Origin of the sequence: Brevibacillus sp. HB2.2, from assembly GCF_013284275.1 — a bacterium.
In the GTDB taxonomy this organism is placed as follows: Bacteria; Bacillota; Bacilli; order Brevibacillales; family Brevibacillaceae; genus Brevibacillus; species Brevibacillus brevis_D.
This window is the reverse complement of sequence record NZ_JABSUV010000065.1, coordinates 1-18088: the sequence shown is the minus strand read 5'-3', so window position 1 is coordinate 18088 and position 18088 is coordinate 1. Positions and strand designations below refer to the sequence as shown.

Genomic DNA, 18088 nt, shown 5'->3' with positions numbered 1-18088 from the left:
GTTTGTGTACGACAAGCTTTCCCGGATCAAGGAAGAATCGGTCGAAGGGAACATCAAACAGTATGCGTATGATAATCGAGGCAACCGCCAAGTGTATGCCAATGCTCCTGGTAACATATTGCGCTCCTATGAAATGAAGCACGATTTGTTTAATCGTTTGCAGGAGTACAAGGACGAGAAGGGGACAACGACGTACACGTATTATCCAGGTGGCTTGCGGGCGACGAAGCAACAGACTGGCAATGTGACCGACACGACCAATTACGTCTATTTGAATGGACAAGTAATTGAAGAGCTGACGCAGGATGGCAGGGTCAAGGCACGGAATGTGTTTGGTAACCAGTTGATTTGGCGAAAAGACTATGCGTCGAATCTTGAAGGCAATTACTATTACAATAGCCACGGGGATGTTGTCAAAATCAAGGCTCCAAATGGGAACGTTCTGAATACGTACGACTACGACATATGGGGCAATTTGATTGCGGATAAGGTCAAAGAAACGATTTCCAACCCGGTTATGTATGCGGGGGAGATGTTTGACAAAGAGAGCGGGTTTTACTACCTGCGTGCCCGGTATTATGATCCGAAGATTGGGCGGTTTATATCGGAGGATACGTATAAGGGGCAAGTGGATAATCCGTTGACGCTTAACAGGTATACGTACGTGAGCAATAATCCTTTAAAGTATATTGATCCTAGTGGACACCAACAGGTAATACAATCAGAATTTTCACCAGGAGGGAATTATTACTACTACGATAAAGAAGGAGTTAGACGGATCCATGGTAGTAAAGAAATCGATTGGGATTTTTATGTAGATTGGTACGGTAGAGACGCATATGGAATGGTAGAAGAATTACGTGGTACTAATTCTGTAAAAAATACTATTGCTATGTATGCTGGTCAATTACACCGTGAAAGTATTGGGATGCCTGACTCAATTAACGGTAGTGGTACTTTGGGAGCTTTCAAAAACGCAGGGAAAATGTCTAAGGGGACCGGTATAATTTCCGGTATGCCACCTATTGTTCAGTCTCGAATAAATATTAGTAATGATGGATGGAAGCACGTTGTAGACAGACATTTTTCAAATAAAAATGCTTCAAAGTTCACAATATCTCAGGATGAACTTCGTTCACTGCTATCTAGTAAAGATATAGTAAAATCTTCAGTCGTAAAAAGTATTGATAGCGCAGACGGAGCTCGTTACGCAAGGGTGGTTACTTTAAACAAGTCAATTGGACTTGATAAATTTAATGATTTCAAGCCTACCTCTACGATGACTATCTTAACTGATAAGCATGGTAATTTAATAACAGCATTCCCCGGATTACTAAAATAGTTAATGAAATGAGGGTGAAATGTGAAACTAATTGGGAGTAAATTAGAAAAAGAAGTAAGGGAGGAACTTAAAAAATCCAATCAATCATTATTTAAGAGTGAAATGAAACGAAGACTACTTGAAGTGATTAGAAGTGCATTTCCGGAGATGAAAACGGCTTACATTGTTGATTGGATACCCGAGCAGGGTGAGGATATTTATAAGATATTAATAAATGATAGCATTATCACAGAAATTGAATTAGATCGCTATAACTTTGAAATTGAACCAATTGTTGTAACTAAAACGATTTCACAATATTTACAAGGACTCAGTAAACAGTGTCAAATTAAATTAGCGATTGCTCTTGATTTAGCGAAGCAAGACTTGAAAAATGTAGACTGAGTATCGAATAACTGACCTAATCGGCTTAATTTCTTTCAAGATTCTTTTCTGATGGGGGCTACCAGTACAGAAAAATATGTTTTTGTGGAGGGAAAGTATTACTGGGTTTACTTTTTAGAAGCAGTGTCGTACATTATAACAAAAAAATTAAACACTTTAAAACTTGACAGACATCTTTACAAACTATTAAAAGTTCATTCTAACTTGAACCATGGGTTGGAATGAGCTTTTTTGCATACTGAATTGAGCTAATGAGTGAACGAATTGACAGAACGAGAACGGGTAGTATCAAAAGAGTTGAAGGAACAGCAAAACCCGCACAGGAAGCAGAAAAGGAAATGCGTTCTATTGTTCAAGCATGCGTAGCATACAAACAGCTTATAGGTGAAATTCGTGGTTACTGTCAGCAAGCCAGAGAGTTGCGAGCGAAGGTAACACGTCAAGCTAGACCGGTAAACGGAAGACAACGATGGGGCAAATTAAGACCTACACCCATGATGAGCACGGCAACCGCAAGACAGCCAACAACCTCCCTGACGTAGATCTAAACAAAGGCACCTACACCTACGATCTGAAAAATAGTCTACATCCCTACAGGGATAAGGAAAAGGACACACTGGTTACATACAAGTAGATGGCGACGTAATGAAGTACGTGTACTGGTAGGACAGAGTGATTGAAGAGTTGGACGTGTTCAACCAGCCAAAAGTACGCAATATCTAGGGTATTGGGCTTATGCATCGGAAGGACTTTGTTCCAAGTCAAGAGGGGTACTACACGAGCAACGGTCAGGGGATATTACCCAGATACGTGATAGCAGTGGTAAGCTGCTGAATATGTGCGACCATGATGAGTGGGGCAATCTGATTGCAGAAATGGAATAAATATCTAACCTGTTTTTGTATAGTGGGGTGATGTATGACGAAGAGGCGGGACTGTACTATCTGCTGGCGAGGTTCTATAATCCGGCTATAGGACGCTTTATCATGGAGAATACGTATAAAGGGCAAGTGGATAATCTGTTGACGTTGAATCGGTATACGTATACGCATAATAATCCTTTGAGGTACGTTGATCCAAGTGGGCATATTGCTGTAACCAAAGGAGATCCGAAGAATCCAACTAATCACCCAGATATTAAGCTAACATTGACAACTTTTATACCAGATAAATACTTACCAGGGACCGGTGGTTCTGGTTTGGGAGATAATAGGAATCTTTGGGAGAGCGGCTCGTTTAGAACAACTCATTCTGTATACATCGACACTGAAACAGGTCTAGCGTATTTTGAACATAAGGGAACAAGTTCATCAGAAGTTGTTATTTTCGGTAAGGAATATGAGGCTGGGTCTCCTGATGGAAGTACGTTAGCATATCGTACTGAAAAGGATAAAGCAGGTAATATAACAATATATATGACTGGGGATGAGGGGTCTAATCTTTTAGCTTGGGCTGGCTTGAAAATCTCGTATCAATATACTATTTCTATTCCAGCTGATAAAAATGAACCGATAATAATAAATGAGCAACATGATGGTTTCCCGGCATATGAGTTTTCATTAACGATGGGGAAAATTGAAGCCAATCTTGGTTTTGATCCGAGGTTAAATGGTCAAGACCCAACGGCGTTGATGGGAGATGGTACTGCTTTTAAAACAACAACTTTAATCCCGAGAGCTCCTAAGAAAAAGTAAAATGTGTATTTGTTCCACATAAAAAAGACACTTAAATTAGGAAGGTGGTATGGAGCTATCACTTATAAAATAGTATTAACCATCACAAATTGCAGGATGAATAGGGTGGTGTCCTTATGCCAGATCAATACTTTATTATTTATTCTGTTTTTGCTCAATATCTTTTATATCTTTTAAGCCCAATACTCCCTAATAAGCTAACAGGTGTAGCTGTACTTTTAACGTGTATTAGTGGAGTAATTCTTCTGGTGACAGGAGGAACGATTAATATCCCTGGCCTCCTTGATTTATCGATACTAGCATTTACAGGAGTCTCCCTTATCATTAACCCAAAGTTTGCTTTTTGGGGATGGATGGCTTTTCTTGTTAGAAACATGTTTTATGTGTCACAAGAAAATCTAGTATCGACATTAACTGTTGGGTTCTTATGTTTAGTTTGGTATATAGTGCGTAGAAAGCATTTTTTTGGATTTGGAAAACGTTAATGTAGCTCACAAACTAGTAATCAAGTACTCGTTTGGGGTGTTTTTTTTGCCGTTGTATCCGCCATCGGAGAGGGGGGCAGTTGAAAATACCCCTCCACCCAGTGGTGAATGAAACACTTTATCCTGATAGGCAACATAACTATTGTAATACCCATACGTAGTTTTCATGAATGAGTTGTACGCACGAAAAAGGTACAAAAAAAAATACCCCTAATTCTTCATTCTTCCCCATTGTTTTTTTCATCAAAATAGCCAGATACCATCAATTTTTACATCAAAAACCTTATCTTTGTTTTCCACAGTTTTTTTAAATCTAATAAGAACGCAACTAACCTATACTGAATTTCGATAGTGACGGTGAAAGGACAAAAATTTACTGCAACAATCCGCGCGGAACTGCTGCTATACTAACACAGGAGTTTTACGACGGTACTTCAACGTGTCTACTAAAAGCACAGCAACGGTTAAAACAGTTAAATGATCTAGCGAAATCCGGGAAACTTCATCTTAATGACTTATATATAGTTGATCCTTTAACAGATGATTTAGAAAAATTAATAGGACTGTTTATATAGAGGAGTTGGTGGTTATGAATAAAAAAACGGAAGAATTCTTGAGAAAAATGTTAGACTTCTTACCGTCAACTGATGATGCGTATAGAAAATCAATCGCGTTTCACGGTGAGGTGCTAGACACTGCCATAATTGGAGGAGATCTTCATGCCTGAAATAATTAAACTATTAAGTGGGGAAGAAACATCAATCTATTAGAAAGTATTTTTAATTATTTTGAAGAAGTATCTAATTGCGAAGATGCTTAATTAAAGAACGTTTTTTTCAATTACAGTTTTGTAAATACTTGGAAGTGACAGGTCGATTCTAGGGACTGCACAGAAATACATGGGAACTAAAACGATACAACTTCAAATAGAAGCTGATAGAGCATTAGGTAGAATCTAGTCAGCACAGACTCATAAGATATTGACCGTTATCCATTATGGATAATCGTTTTTCTTTATTCCGAGGCAGAGGAGAGGGGCAGTGCCGAATGTACTCATCATTCAACCAATAACACATCTAACCCAAGTAATGCTCGTATGAAAATTTCGCTATTTTGTTTGTCCGCACAGAAATGCTTGAATTTTATAACCTAAGTAACGGTATTCCGTTTCATTTCCAGTCTTAGATTTCAACGAGTGGAGATAACGCAACGGACATTCTACATGTTCGTTCCGAAGTGGCATTTTACATCTCCCAGCCTTTATCCGAATTGAATGATAGCGGAGTAACGAATATTGACCATAAACTTGTCACCATTGCCACTCCTGTAGGGGAATTTGAGTATCCCCTAAACTATGAAGTCAGCCAGCACATACCGGTTTATAATGAACAAGATGCTGAATAATAAGTATGTGGGAGAATGACCCGATGCAAAAATGGATAAAGTTAATATGGATTATCTCATTATTAACCAATCTATCAGGTGTGATTTGGTTTATACTCGGTTCGACTGCAAACTTTCAACGCAGTATAGACCTGGTCTCAACAGTAATTCTTGTATATCTAGGTATACCTTCAATGATATTAATAGTTTGTTCTAGTGTCTTGTTATTTAAAAAATGGAGTCCATCTAAGTGGTGGGAGTTCATTGGGGTTTTTATGATCATTATGGCCATGATTTTAATGACGCCACAATTGTATAAAAACGTAGATACGAGTGGGTGGTTAACAGGAAAAATAAGAACGGATTCTCTACAGCAGACCTCGGACCGTCGGTTTGATTACTGCGTAGAATTTATTAATTTGTTTCAGAAAAATGGTGAAGCTCGCTTATATTTAAAAAATGCCAAGACATTGGAGGAAATAAGGATTCCTTTAGAGTTGCCTATAAAGGAGATTAAAGGAATATCTTGGGGTGAGGTAACCCACTTTGTTAAGCTCGAGCCAACTACTGACTCAAACGTTTACCTCCTTACCACGACTGATAAATTTCCTATTCCAAGTGATAAATTTGAAATTGATGTACAGGAGAAAACGGCAGTTAAAATAAAATGAGTACAAATGAAAAATAATTTTAGTGCAATTGCAGTGATAAGTAGTCAGTAGATATTTCTTTTGTTGATCAAGAGGTAGATTTATTAGAAACTCCAAACGAGTAACCAACAATTCGTCTGGGGTTTCTTTTTGCTTGGTTTGACGAGGATGAAAAATATGTCACTGGGTTTGCTTCATAGAAGCTTTCAAAGGCTATTCTAACTTGAATATAAGGAGGAATGAGCTTTTTTTGTATTCTCAAAATCAAAGGAGGAAATGGATAATGGCAAAGCAAGTATAAGAAAAGATGAGCTTAATTGCCCGCGCAAGCAGAATAGGAGGCGATAGAACAGGAAGTAAGAGGCTATTGCCAGTGTGAATGTCAAGTAAATCGAAAGACTCTAGTTTTAAAGGATCTTAGTATTTACGCAGATGGTTCAAACGTAGCCAATGTTGTTGGACCAAGGGAAATAATCCAATGGAAAAATCAAATTGTTCAAATGGTTAAGGAACAAGGTTTTACACAGCTTGAATTGCATAGAATTCGAGTAACAAATTCTACTTTTGCAAATCCAGGAAAAGAGATTATTCAACTTATCGATCTAACAAAATAGGAAATAGGACGGTGAGGGGAATGGAATTACTTAGGCAGTATTTCTCGGAAGAAGAAATTGAAGAAATATCATTATGAAAAGAATTGTGCGATGGGATGCTAGTAGATGGCAAGCAAGTGGTATGTTTTGAGGTTTTAGACGATATTCTTCATTCACGAAGTGAAATTAACAATCTGCCAAAAGTAGATTTATTGGTAATACTTGAGCAGTTAAAGGGATTTAATACATTCTGGAAAGATGAAGAGTGGTACGATAATGAGAAAATGGAAACTTTATTACCGAAGTTAAAAAAAATCATAAAACAGGAATTAAAAGAAAGAGAAATATAAAACCTATCGCCATTTCAATCACAAATTAATTTAGGCACTAGTTTATAAGTATGAAGGGGACTGAATGTAGGAGTGAGTTATATTGAACTATTTTGCCGAAAATCTTCGTACAGTAATCGGTTTTCTATTCGGGTTATACATGATTTATTCTGGAATAGATAGTCTAATTTCAGGAGAAATATACATTGGGGGAAGGGGAATTTCATCTGGTGCAATATTTACACGCCCAGAATCCATTTATGCAGCTATTGCCTTTCTTCTAATTGGATGTTTTGCTGTTTTTTTGTTCATTAAAAGTATTCTAGATTATAAAAAAAGAGAGTAAATAAATATTGGTCAATAGACCCTCGACGTGTAGGAAACTAGTCTTTACGTTTGGGGTACTATACATGGCGGGATGAATTAAAAGGTGATCAACAAGGAACGGAAAAATCAGATTAGAGGTGATTTGACTGACGCTTCTGGGGCATAAAAGCGGCAAGATCAAGAGTTAAAACTATTAAGCTATCGATCCTGAAACGTTAAAACAGATTACATTATATAAATTACATTTTGATTAAGAAATGAGTGAGTAAAATTAGAAAAATACTTGATGTTACAGGTGAATTGTTTAATCAATTGGATTTTACTGAATCGACAGTTTTCTTTCATGGCCATAGAGAGCTACCTGAGTCAATAGAAATTGAAGTGTGGGGTCTATCAATAAGCGAAACACAAAAAAATGAAGATTACTATATTTCTGGAATTTCTGCCATTAGCTTCGAAGGTGTGACATCTGGTTTATTAGACGTTTACGTATACCATCCAGAAGAGAATGACTTTATAAAAATTAAAAATGGGGTAAATTTGAAGCTAACAAAAAACTGGGGAGAGGCTTTAGAGTATGAAGAGTATCAATATCATTTAGGTGGAGTATTAGATTGGCCGAGTGGCTATTGCCAACTTGGTATTAACGCAACTGGAACAGTGAGATTGTCATTTGAAACAAATGATTTCGTAATAATTAGCGACTATGTAAAGAATCCAGAAAAATATACGTATAAAGGGAATAGAGGTAAGGTGTATTAGAAGCAATTAGCCCCAGACAAGTAATAAACTACTCGTTATTGGGGAGAACTAGCAAATTGTTAAAATTCAAGATGAGCTTACGAAAGTTACGCAATAAATAGAGTAAAAAAGAATAGTTGCTATTCAAACCTTGATTGACCTCAAGCCGTTCAAGGTTTCTTTTTTTAGTCTGTTAGGATTTTTACTATCTTGGAAGTATGGCCTCTGAGATCAAGGGATATGATGTGGATGGGAATCCTAGGGAATAAATCATAGAGGTGAGTTATGGAGTCAATGGAAAAAAGTTTTGAATCACTTCTTAAGGAATTAAATTTTGAGAAAGTACTAATCAATAATACCGTAGTTTTTTCACGTGATGGAATGTATTGCAAATTGACTTTCATACAAATGCTTGAGTCATATGTAATTGAGTATGCTTATAGTCATGATGAAGCAGAAAAGAATCTTTTTGAAGATGAGAGTTGAAGAACTGGAGCAAGGCTGTCTCGTTGGTAGAGGTATCTACTACAAGGGACAGTCTTGTTTTTTTAGTAGGAAGAAAAGTCTAAGTATGGTCAAACACATTCCAACTTGGAAATCCCTTCTGCTAATCAGCAATATTGGCTGACTAGTAATTTGTTAGTCAAAACATATTGGTAAGTTCCTATTGCTCCAATATCAGGAATTCACTATAATTCTAAATGCTGTTTAGGTAAAATTTACATTTTTTATCTGTACTTATTTTTGGGGGAGGGGATGAAGAGTAAAAAGAAGTGATCCAAAGCTCAAGACAATTATGACAAGGAGTTACAGGAATGAACCCTAGATTCATCCGCTTAATCAGTAGTTTCAATTTATTCCTACTGCTTGCTTTACTGTTTTTGCAACTTGTCCCGGAGCACGCTATCGCAAGCGCTAGTAGTAAAACGTATTTAATTGGTTTTAAAGAAAACAAGAAAACAAAAGTTAGGGCTATCCAAAGATCATCGGTCCAGCAAGTTAGCACGAAAGTGATGGTTGCTCAATTAACAGAGAATGAAATGGAGGTAATGTCTCAGGACGAGAATGTAGCCTATATTGAGGAAGATAGTGAAATAGAGTTAGCAGAAACAAACAGAACAGAAAAGCAGGAAATTCCGTGGGGGATTGAGCACATCGGTGCGAATCAAGCTCACGAAAAACATTACAAAGGCCAAAACATCAAAATTGGAATTATTGATACAGGTATATCCAATCATGAAGACCTCCAAGTAAAAGGAGGCATTTCCTATGTAGAAGGAAAATCAGATTTTGATGACGAGCACGGGCATGGAACTGCGGTGGCTGGTGTTATCGCTGGTAAAGATAATGATGTTGGGATTGTTGGTGTTGCACCAGAAGCTGAAATCTATGCCATTAGAGTCCTTGATGAAAAAGGTCACGGTACATATTCCAGCATGATTCAAGGGATTGAATGGGCGATACAGAATGACATGGACATCGTTTCCATTAGTGCTGGTGGTAGAATTGACAGTCAAGCGCTACACGACCAGATAAAAAGAGCGAATCAACAAGGGATACTGGTTATTGCAGCAGCGGGAAATCGAGGAATGGGTGAGGATACCCAGTTATATCCTGCGAAATATGCTGAGACATTGTCCGTTGGTGCGATTAATCAGGACAATCAACGGGCTGACTTTTCAAGTGTTGGCAGTGGGTTAGACCTGATGGCTCCTGGCGTTGATATTCTAAGTACGTTCCTCCATGGAGACTATGAGCAACGTTCAGGCACATCTTTAGCAGCTCCTCACGTAACCGGTGCAGCAGCTGTTATTTGGTCAAAAATGGGTGGAGCCACCAATCGCGAAGTGCGTGATCGTTTAGTCGATAACGCAACAACTTTAGGGGAATCACGTTTTTACGGAAAAGGGCTTGTAAACCTAGAGAAAGCGCTGGGACTAGGGGATGAAGACTCCGCTGAGATTACCTCACTGGAATCGACGCCGAACGAATTGCGACTTTCCGAAGGTGAGAATTATCAACTGAAAATTACGGCGAACATGACAAATGGCAACACCAGAGATGTCAGCATGGAAGTTACCTATACGAGCAAAGATGAAAAAATTGCTACGGTTACATCTTCAGGTTTCGTCACAGGAAGTGGAATCGGAGATACGCAACTGATCGCTGAGTTGGGTGACAAAACGATTGAAATCCCGATAGTGGTGTCAAAAAGAGCTCCTTTGATCCCAAGAGGTGGGCTCGACACTCCCGAAAAAGGCGAGTTAATCAGTGGTACGTATACCATTAAAGGATGGCATCTCAACCCAGACGGAGTATCGAAAATCAATATCCTGATTGATGGTACGAATGTGGGAGAGGCATCTTATGGCGACCCGAGACCAGATATTGAAGCGAAATATCCAGCTTATCAGAATAGCAATGCTGGATTTCACTATCAACTGGATACTCGAAATTTAGTGGCAGGCACACATAGCATTACGGTGGAAGTTCAGGATATGAATGGACAACAAACCGTAATGGATGGAACGACGTTTTACATTGGTGACGTGGAGCCGTTGAATGGTCTGCACGCTGATGTGACCAAGCTGGAGTTAACGAATGAAGGTTCGCATCAGTTGGTGGTATCTACTGTTTTAGAAGATAACACCCTGAAAGACGTTACAAGTCTTGCCGAATACGCATCATCAGATGAAAGTGTCGTAACAGTAGACGCCACTGGGCTTGTAAAAGCAATGGGGGCTGGAACGACGATTGTGACCATTCGATATGATGGTCAATCAATCACGATCCCCGTTACGATCAAAAAGGATGAGCCACTGATACCGCGTTGGGAGTTAGAGGCGCCAACCAGTAATTCCATGATGACAGGCGTCACACTCATCAAAGGCTGGTACCTAGATCCATCAGGTGTTTCCAAGATAGAGGTTCATGTGGATGGAACAGTAGTGGGGGAAGCTTCTTATGGGCTTACCCGCCCTGATATTGAATCCTCGTATCCACAATATCAGAATGCTAGAGCCGGATTTGAGTACCCTTTAGACACAACGCAGCTAAAGGAAGGGCAGCATTCGATTAAGGTAACGGCTGTTACTAAAGACGGCGCTGAGCAAGTTCTAGCAGAGCGAGCTGTTGTCATTGGGCGTGCAGAACCGGCAACAAGTATTGTAGCAAATATAAGCAAGGTAGATTTGATACAAGGGAATACACAGCAATTATCCATTTCTGCTGTTTTACTGAATCAACAAACGAAAGATGTGACCAGAGAGGCTCAATACACGATTGAGAATCCTGCGATCATTAGCCTTTCAGATAAAGGAATCGTTACGGGAATTGAAATCGGTCAAACCAATATCATCGTGAAATACCAGGAACAAACGCTTACGATACCTGTTTGGGTCAAAGCAGCAGGGGGTCTGGCTCGGGGAGGCATTGACAGTCCCGCAGACCATGCATTAATCAGCGGTGTTTATCCTGTCACAGGCTGGTTTATTGACTCTACTGGTGTTGAAAAGATTGAAGTACTGGTCGATGGAGCCGTAAGTGGTGAAGCAACCTATGGCATTTCTCGTCCGGAAATAGAAATTATGGATGCTTCTAAACCGGATGGAAACGTAGGGTTCCACTATAATCTCGATACAGGAAAATTGCGGGAAGGCACACATACTCTTTCTGTCAGAGGAACAGGCAAGGGTGGAAATCAGGTAATGCTGGGGAATAGAACGATTCAAGTCGTTACCTTGCTACCAGCAATCGGATTAAAGGCAAACGTTACAGAGGTAACCGTTCCTCAAGGAAAAACGCATCAAATAACTGTCATGGCGGTACTGGAGGATCAGAGCAGTCATGATGTAACCAAGCTGGCCCTATACAACATAGAGAATTCTTCCGTAGCAAAGGTGAGCACAGATGGCTTGGTCACGGCTCTAGCCCAAGGAAGTACGAGTCTCACCGTAAAATATGGGGATCAGAGTATCAGCATTCCTATTACCGTTACGGAAGCGGAAGCACTTAAAACCTTGGGAGAGATAGAAACGCCTGTAAATGGTGCTACTGTCAATGGCACCTATACGATTTCAGGTTGGTTTTTACATCCTTCTGCTATTTCAGACTATCGGGTTGTCATTGACGGGATCGAGCACGGGAAAGCAAAATCGGGCATTGCTCGACCGGATATTGCCCTGCTTCATCCGGAATATACAAATACGCAAGCAGGATACAGCTATACCGTTGATCTGAACGAACTGCAATCGGGTAATCATACCGTTTCTGTGATCGCAATGGATAGCGAAGGAAAGCAACATCCACTACCAGAAAGAAATTTCGTGGTTGGAAAAATTGCTCCAGCCATTAGTCTGCAAAATACAGAACCAAACATGAGCGTAGCAAAAGACGCTATGCAGAAACTGCAGATTACGGCCAGTTTTGAGGGGCAAAATCCAAAGGCCATTACAGGGGAAGCTGTTTATACAGTAGAAGATCCGAATGTCGTTTATGTCAGTCCACTGGGAGTCGTTACAGGTCTGAAGGTTGGAATGACAAAGATTCACGTGAATTACGGAAATCAGTCATTGGTGATTCCAGTTGTTGTCACAGAATCAGAATCAGGCTCGCTGGTTGCCAAAGGGCAAATGGATATCCCAAAAGAGGGCACAGTTATTGGTGGAATCACAACCATACAAGGATGGATTCTGGATCCGAGCGGTGTCTCCAAAATCGAGGTTTTGGTGGATGGACAATTACAGGGAACTGCCGTATATGGTGGACCTCGTCCAGATATTTTAGCCATGTATCCACTCTACCAGAATGCAAATGCTGGTTTTCAATATCTACTGGATACGTCCTTGTTTGCGGAAGGGAATCACAAACTGACCATAAAAGTAACGGATAAAGCGGGCGCGGAGAGTCTCGTGCTGGAAAGTAACATCATAATTGGTCCCGTTACGGGAATCACAGCTAATTATTCCGAAGTTACTTTAGAAAAAGACAAGAGCGTAGCATTCACGGTCGTTGCGTCTTATCGAGATAAGAGTACCAAGGATGTAACGGGAGAAGCGACCTACACGATCGATAATCCAGCTATCGCCAAAATAGATGCAACAGGATTACTAACAGGTCTCTTATCAGGAAATGCAGTTCTTACCGTGTCTTATGCTGGCATCGTGAAGCAATACCCTGTCACTGTAAAAGGCGACGTCTTGGTAACAGGGGGCGATATTGACACCCCGCAAGATAACGAACTCATCAGCAGGGATTACAACATGACGGGATGGTTCGTTTCTACTGGTGAAGTGGAGAAAATCGAGGTTTTGATGGATGGAGATAAGCTGGGCGAGGCGAAATATGGGCTTGAACGACCAGATATGAAGCGCAAATACCCAGACGCACCACATCTAAAACCAGGTTTCTCCTATCTGCTGGAAGTTGACCAGATGCAAGTAGGGGAACACCAATTACAAGTGCTGGTCACAGAAAAAGACGGGAAGCAAACCAGTATGGAGAAGACAATCACGATTGTTGAACCCATACATGACACGTATGCTTTTTGGCTGCAATTTTCTAATCAGCAAGGACAGAACAATTGGTCCTATCAGGAGGTAAATGGAGATCGCTTCACGGACTTGGAATGGGACAGAGCTTCTGAGGAATGGAAGAGTAATCAAAACGAGACGGCGATCGGAAATACGTGGATAAAAGTCGGGGGCTCAGATCCTATCCTGAAATGGAAGGCACCGCGTTCAGGTCGAATTCACGTTAGCGGTTGGATTTCCAAAATCCAAGGGGAAGAGGGAGACGGAGTCAATGTCCGATTACTGAAAAACGATGCTCAAATTTGGCCTTCCTCAGGCTGGCAATCGATTGACTTTAACGATGAGATTGGTGTGGAACTTCAGGAGGAGCTTTCGATTGAAGAAGGAGACGCACTGATTTTTCAAGTTAACCAGAAAGAAAACAACGTTGGGGATCTTCTCAAATGGACACCTGAAATCACCTACATAACGACCGAGGTGAACGATAATTCTGCTCCCCAAGTTTATTTGATCTCACCAGTGGTGGGGAAGGCTGTCACTACTGTTAATTCAGAGGATGTCATCACCATATCAGGTATTGCGCTGGATCCGAACATCGGAGACCAAGTTCATATTTGGTATCAGCTAGATGAAGAAGATCCTCATGAACTGACTCGTTTTACGGCGTCTGAGAGCGTAAATGAATTTTCGTACAACTTGCCCATCAGAAATTTGAAACCAGATCATCTCTACTCACTTCGTGTCTGGGCAGTCGATCAGAAATCCAGTAAATCTCTCGTCGAAAAAGTCGATATTAGCGTGGATATGAGAGCGCAAGCTGAAAAGGACCCGATAACCATTTCTGCGAATTGGAAATATCCGAAAGATCGAGCAGAAATACCAAAAGGGCAGTCGATTACGTTGGATTGGGACTACTACAACGGTAAAGGGTATCCAAGTTATATAGCCTCGCAAGAATTAATCATATATATCAGCGAGGGCGGGCATGTCACTTCTACAAAACGGGAGAAATTAACAGGCACAGCCCGTTCTTATGTATTTGATACAAGCTATATACAAAAAAACGCACTCATTGATGTGCGCCTAAAAGCGGTAATGAAGAGCGACGCCCCGAAAATCCTTGAAGGCAGTACCGCTAAATTGGAGTTCTATCTATTAGCCACGAATCAAGCACCTGTCGTCGTAAATACAGAGCTTGTCATCATGGATAGTGGCCTTAGAGGATTAATCAATTATTCGCTTAGAGATAATGATGTTTCAGACAAAATCGTATCAACAAAATTAAGAGTGGGACTGACACCAGGCGGAAACGAGCTTGGTGAGAAAGAAGAGACGATTTCCGAGTCGAACCAAAATGGGAATGCGTCCGGCAGATATTTTTTCCCCATCACAAAAGAAATGTTGTATCAGACTGTGTATTGGACGGTTCAAGCTCAGGATAATCGCGGGGCATGGACTACACCAACGAATTACTCATCCCGATTGGTAGATGCTCTCCCGAAGATCGTCATTTATACCCCTGGGGCAAAGAGGGTCATGGACATTGATGAGACCTTTACTCTGGAAGGGGTCTATACCCATCTTCAAGCAGGAGATGTCATATCTGGAAGGATGAATCGTCTTAAAAATCCGAAGGAATTTACTACTACTGGTAGCTCAGGTCAGTGGAGCCTTAGCTGGAGGGGCAGGGATCTTGGAGAAGGCACCTATCCGAACATCGAAGTATCCAATCGCGGCGGTTTTGTAGCGGTTTATCCCGGAAGCTTGACTATCGAGAAGAAACCGGATGCCCCAAGTATTATTAAAGTAGAGGCAGAAACGAATTCCCTTAAAGTATTTTGGAGTCCTGTCGTAGGCGCAACAGACTACGGCATTCAAGTAGATGGCGGCGGGATCAAGCGGGTAGGCAACGTATCCACTTATACCATCACGGGACTACAACCGGATCGCGCTTATACAATCATACTTTGGGCGTACAATCCATCCGGTACTAGCAGCTATAGCAGTAGCCCCTACACAGTCCAAACGAAACCGGCAGAAAGCAATTTTAATCTGTTGGTAGAGTATAACCCGGTACGGATGCATTTTCCTGCCAATCAGGCAAAATACTTTAAAATCACAGCGAAAACGAGCGGAGTTTATCAGTTCACGTTAAATAACGACTCGGGATTAGCGGCAGATGCGAATATATCCGTTTATAAAGGGGCGGGCTTGCTGGATCATGAGGAGATCTCTTCAGGAAGTAATGGTAGAGTGAATCCAGTATTTGCTGCCGGAAAAACGTATTATGTGAAGATTGTAGGAAAAAGTCCGTTTTACGCTACGCTTCTGGCAAAGCCAGGAGGCGAAGCTTTTGTTTTTAATCAGCCAAACGATATCACGATTCCAGGTGGACAAACGGTAGAAATTGCCATGAATGCTATCATTCCTGGAAAGTATCGCATGGTGACGCAATTGAAAAATCCAAGTCAGAAGTACCCTGCTGTAACGGTCTATTCCAATGGGGTTCAAGTGTCACCGAGGGAGAAGCCAAGTGCAGCTGAAGTCATTTATGATTTGGCGGCAGGTGCCTATACGATTAAGTTGACCAATACAGAAAGTAATCCAGTCAATGTACTATTTACCGTTTTTGCTCCGGCGGCTGGGGGAACGGTTTACGAGTATGTATACGATCAAAACAATCGAATCAAGGCGATCAAAGAAAATGGAGTCGAAAGCGTCATTTTCTACCATGACGAGAACGGAAATATCACAAAAAGCGTAAAGCAGAATGCGTCTACACCACAGAAAGCCAAAGCCTTGAGTCTCGATCTGGAAAAGGTGGATGTATCACCCGGTAACTCCAAATCAATCAAGGTCATGGCAACGTTGGACAACGGGAGTCAGGTAGATGTAAGCGCGCAGGCTGTATATGTCGTCGAGGATCCTTCGGTTGCCTATATCAACAAGGGGATTGTGTATGCGGTGAACGGCGGGACGACGAAGGCCAGGTTGTATTTCGGAGGGCAGTCGAAGACATTAACCATTACGGTTGATGCACCTTCTGTTCATTTGACATCGATCAGTCTTACACCAGGACAATCAACGATAACAGAAGGCCAGATCCAACGCTTGTATGCATCCGCTTATTACTCAGACGGTAACAGCAAAGATATCAGCAGCGTTGCCAGCTTTGACACCTCGAATGCATCTGTTGCGCAAGTAAGCAGCCAAGGTGTCGTAACGGGTATCAAAGCAGGAACAGCGACGATTACCGTTTCTTATGATAGTAAAAACGCATCCAGCCAGATAACTGTTCAAGGGGCAACCATTCAGGAAATAAAAGGAACCCCAGTGCAAGTGTCGCTGGTTGCAGGTGGTACTCAACAGCTGAGTGTCACGGCCACTTATTCAAACGGGGCCGAAGAAATTATTTCAAAGCAAGCCGTGTATTCAAGTAGTCATGCCAATGTTGCATCTGTGGATAGTGGTGGACTGATAACAGCACTTTCGCCAGGAGCTGCGCAGGTCACGGTAAGCTACGGTGGGCAAAGTACGATTATTCCTGTTACGGTTTCAGGAAATGTTATCTCCCTAGTGTCTTTGGCGGTTACGCCAGCGACAGTGAGCATTGGCAAAGGAGCCAACCAGCAGTTGGAAGTGAAGGCGACCTACAGTGATAACAGCCAAACGATTGTAACGAATCAGGCGACTTATCAGAGTTCACAACCTGCTATTGCCAGTGTTGAAGCAGGTGGGTCCGTTACTGGAGTGGCGGTCGGATCATCTTCTATAACAATATCTTTTGGTGGAAAAGTAGTTACGGTTCCTGCTCAGGTTACAGAGACGCAAGAGCTTGTGCAGAGCTTGTCTGTTGCACCAGTCAGCCTGAACATGTTAGTTGGGAAGACGCAGCAGCTACAAGTAACAGCGACTTATAAGGATGGCAAAAACATGGATGTTTCGGGGCAATCAGTCTACTTGCCAGGAGATGCCACAGTGGTAACCGTTGATGCAAACGGAGTGGTTATGGCTGTTAAGGCAGGTAGTACGAACATCACTGTTTCCTTTGGGGGAGCAAGTGTGGTTGTGCCTGTTGTTGTTACAGTAGAAATTCCGGTTCAGAACATCAAGGTTGTACCGGAAGACATCACTCTTCAAGAGGGGACAACACAACAACTAAATGTGCTATTGAAGCTTGCGGATGGTACTGAAGTGGATGTAGCGGATAAATCTTTGTTTACAATGGCAGATCCATCTATAGCATCCGTTTCTGCAAGTGGTCTCCTTTCAGGAATAAAGGAAGGAACCACCTCAATAGCCATTGACTATTTGGGAACCAAGGTAAACGCGAATGTAAAAGTAGCCCAAGTATTGAAAGAAGATAAGATAAAACGCTTGTCCGCAGGTGGAGCACATACGTTGATGGTGAAGGAAGACGGAAGTGTATGGGCGTGGGGTCAAAATGAGAAGGGGCAGCTAGGAGATGGAACGGTACAGAATCGGACGACGCCAATAGAAAGTATGCTGGTCATCTCCGCAAAACAACTGGTAGCGAGTCCAGAAACGCTCTTACTGCCAACATCTCAAAGCAAGCCATTGCAAATCACGGCGACCTATGTAAACCATAGTAAACAAGATGTCACGACA

The 18088-nt window shown here is 41.4% G+C and carries 12 protein-coding genes; all 12 read left to right on the top strand.

Annotated elements, in window-relative coordinates; all coding sequences use genetic code 11:
- Positions 1-1342: RHS repeat-associated core domain-containing protein (locus HP401_RS30075; RefSeq protein ID WP_254457222.1), on the top strand; the 1342-nt coding region annotated here is incomplete at its 5' end.
- Positions 1343-1363: 21 nt separating this feature from the next.
- Positions 1364-1726, top strand: a complete 363-nt coding sequence (locus HP401_RS28565; RefSeq protein ID WP_173607496.1) for a hypothetical protein — start codon at positions 1364-1366, stop codon at positions 1724-1726.
- A 469-nt stretch (positions 1727-2195) separates the two neighbouring features.
- Positions 2196-2360, top strand: coding sequence for a hypothetical protein (locus tag HP401_RS28560; protein ID WP_173607495.1), 165 nt, complete (start codon positions 2196-2198; stop codon positions 2358-2360).
- Between the two features lie 280 nt (positions 2361-2640).
- The gene (locus HP401_RS28555; RefSeq protein ID WP_173607494.1) at positions 2641-3420 is read left to right on the top strand and encodes an RHS repeat-associated core domain-containing protein; all 780 of its coding nucleotides are present in this window, start codon (positions 2641-2643) and stop codon (positions 3418-3420) included.
- A 116-nt stretch (positions 3421-3536) separates the two neighbouring features.
- A complete protein-coding gene (locus HP401_RS28550; RefSeq protein ID WP_173607493.1) occupies positions 3537-3905 on the top strand; it encodes a hypothetical protein in 369 nt (122 codons plus the stop codon).
- Positions 3906-4494: 589 nt separating this feature from the next.
- Entirely contained in the window at positions 4495-4632 is a 138-nt protein-coding gene (locus tag HP401_RS30070; RefSeq protein ID WP_254457221.1) for a hypothetical protein, read from the top strand.
- A 700-nt stretch (positions 4633-5332) separates the two neighbouring features.
- A complete protein-coding gene (locus tag HP401_RS28540; RefSeq protein WP_173607492.1) occupies positions 5333-5959 on the top strand; it encodes a hypothetical protein in 627 nt (208 codons plus the stop codon).
- Positions 5960-6647: 688 nt separating this feature from the next.
- Positions 6648-6881, top strand: coding sequence for a hypothetical protein (locus HP401_RS28535; protein WP_173607491.1), 234 nt, complete (start codon positions 6648-6650; stop codon positions 6879-6881).
- An 82-nt stretch (positions 6882-6963) separates the two neighbouring features.
- A complete protein-coding gene (locus HP401_RS28530) occupies positions 6964-7206 on the top strand; it encodes a hypothetical protein (RefSeq protein WP_173607490.1) in 243 nt (80 codons plus the stop codon).
- 242 nt (positions 7207-7448) lie between these two features.
- Positions 7449-7949: a hypothetical protein gene (locus HP401_RS28525; RefSeq protein WP_173607489.1), complete on the top strand. Its 501-nt coding sequence runs from the start codon at positions 7449-7451 to the stop codon at positions 7947-7949.
- Positions 7950-8213: 264 nt separating this feature from the next.
- Positions 8214-8414: a hypothetical protein gene (locus tag HP401_RS28520; RefSeq protein ID WP_173607488.1), complete on the top strand. Its 201-nt coding sequence runs from the start codon at positions 8214-8216 to the stop codon at positions 8412-8414.
- Positions 8415-8743: 329 nt separating this feature from the next.
- Positions 8744-18088 (top strand): Ig-like domain-containing protein (locus tag HP401_RS28515; RefSeq protein WP_173607487.1); only part of this gene is annotated, 9345 nt, incomplete at its 3' end.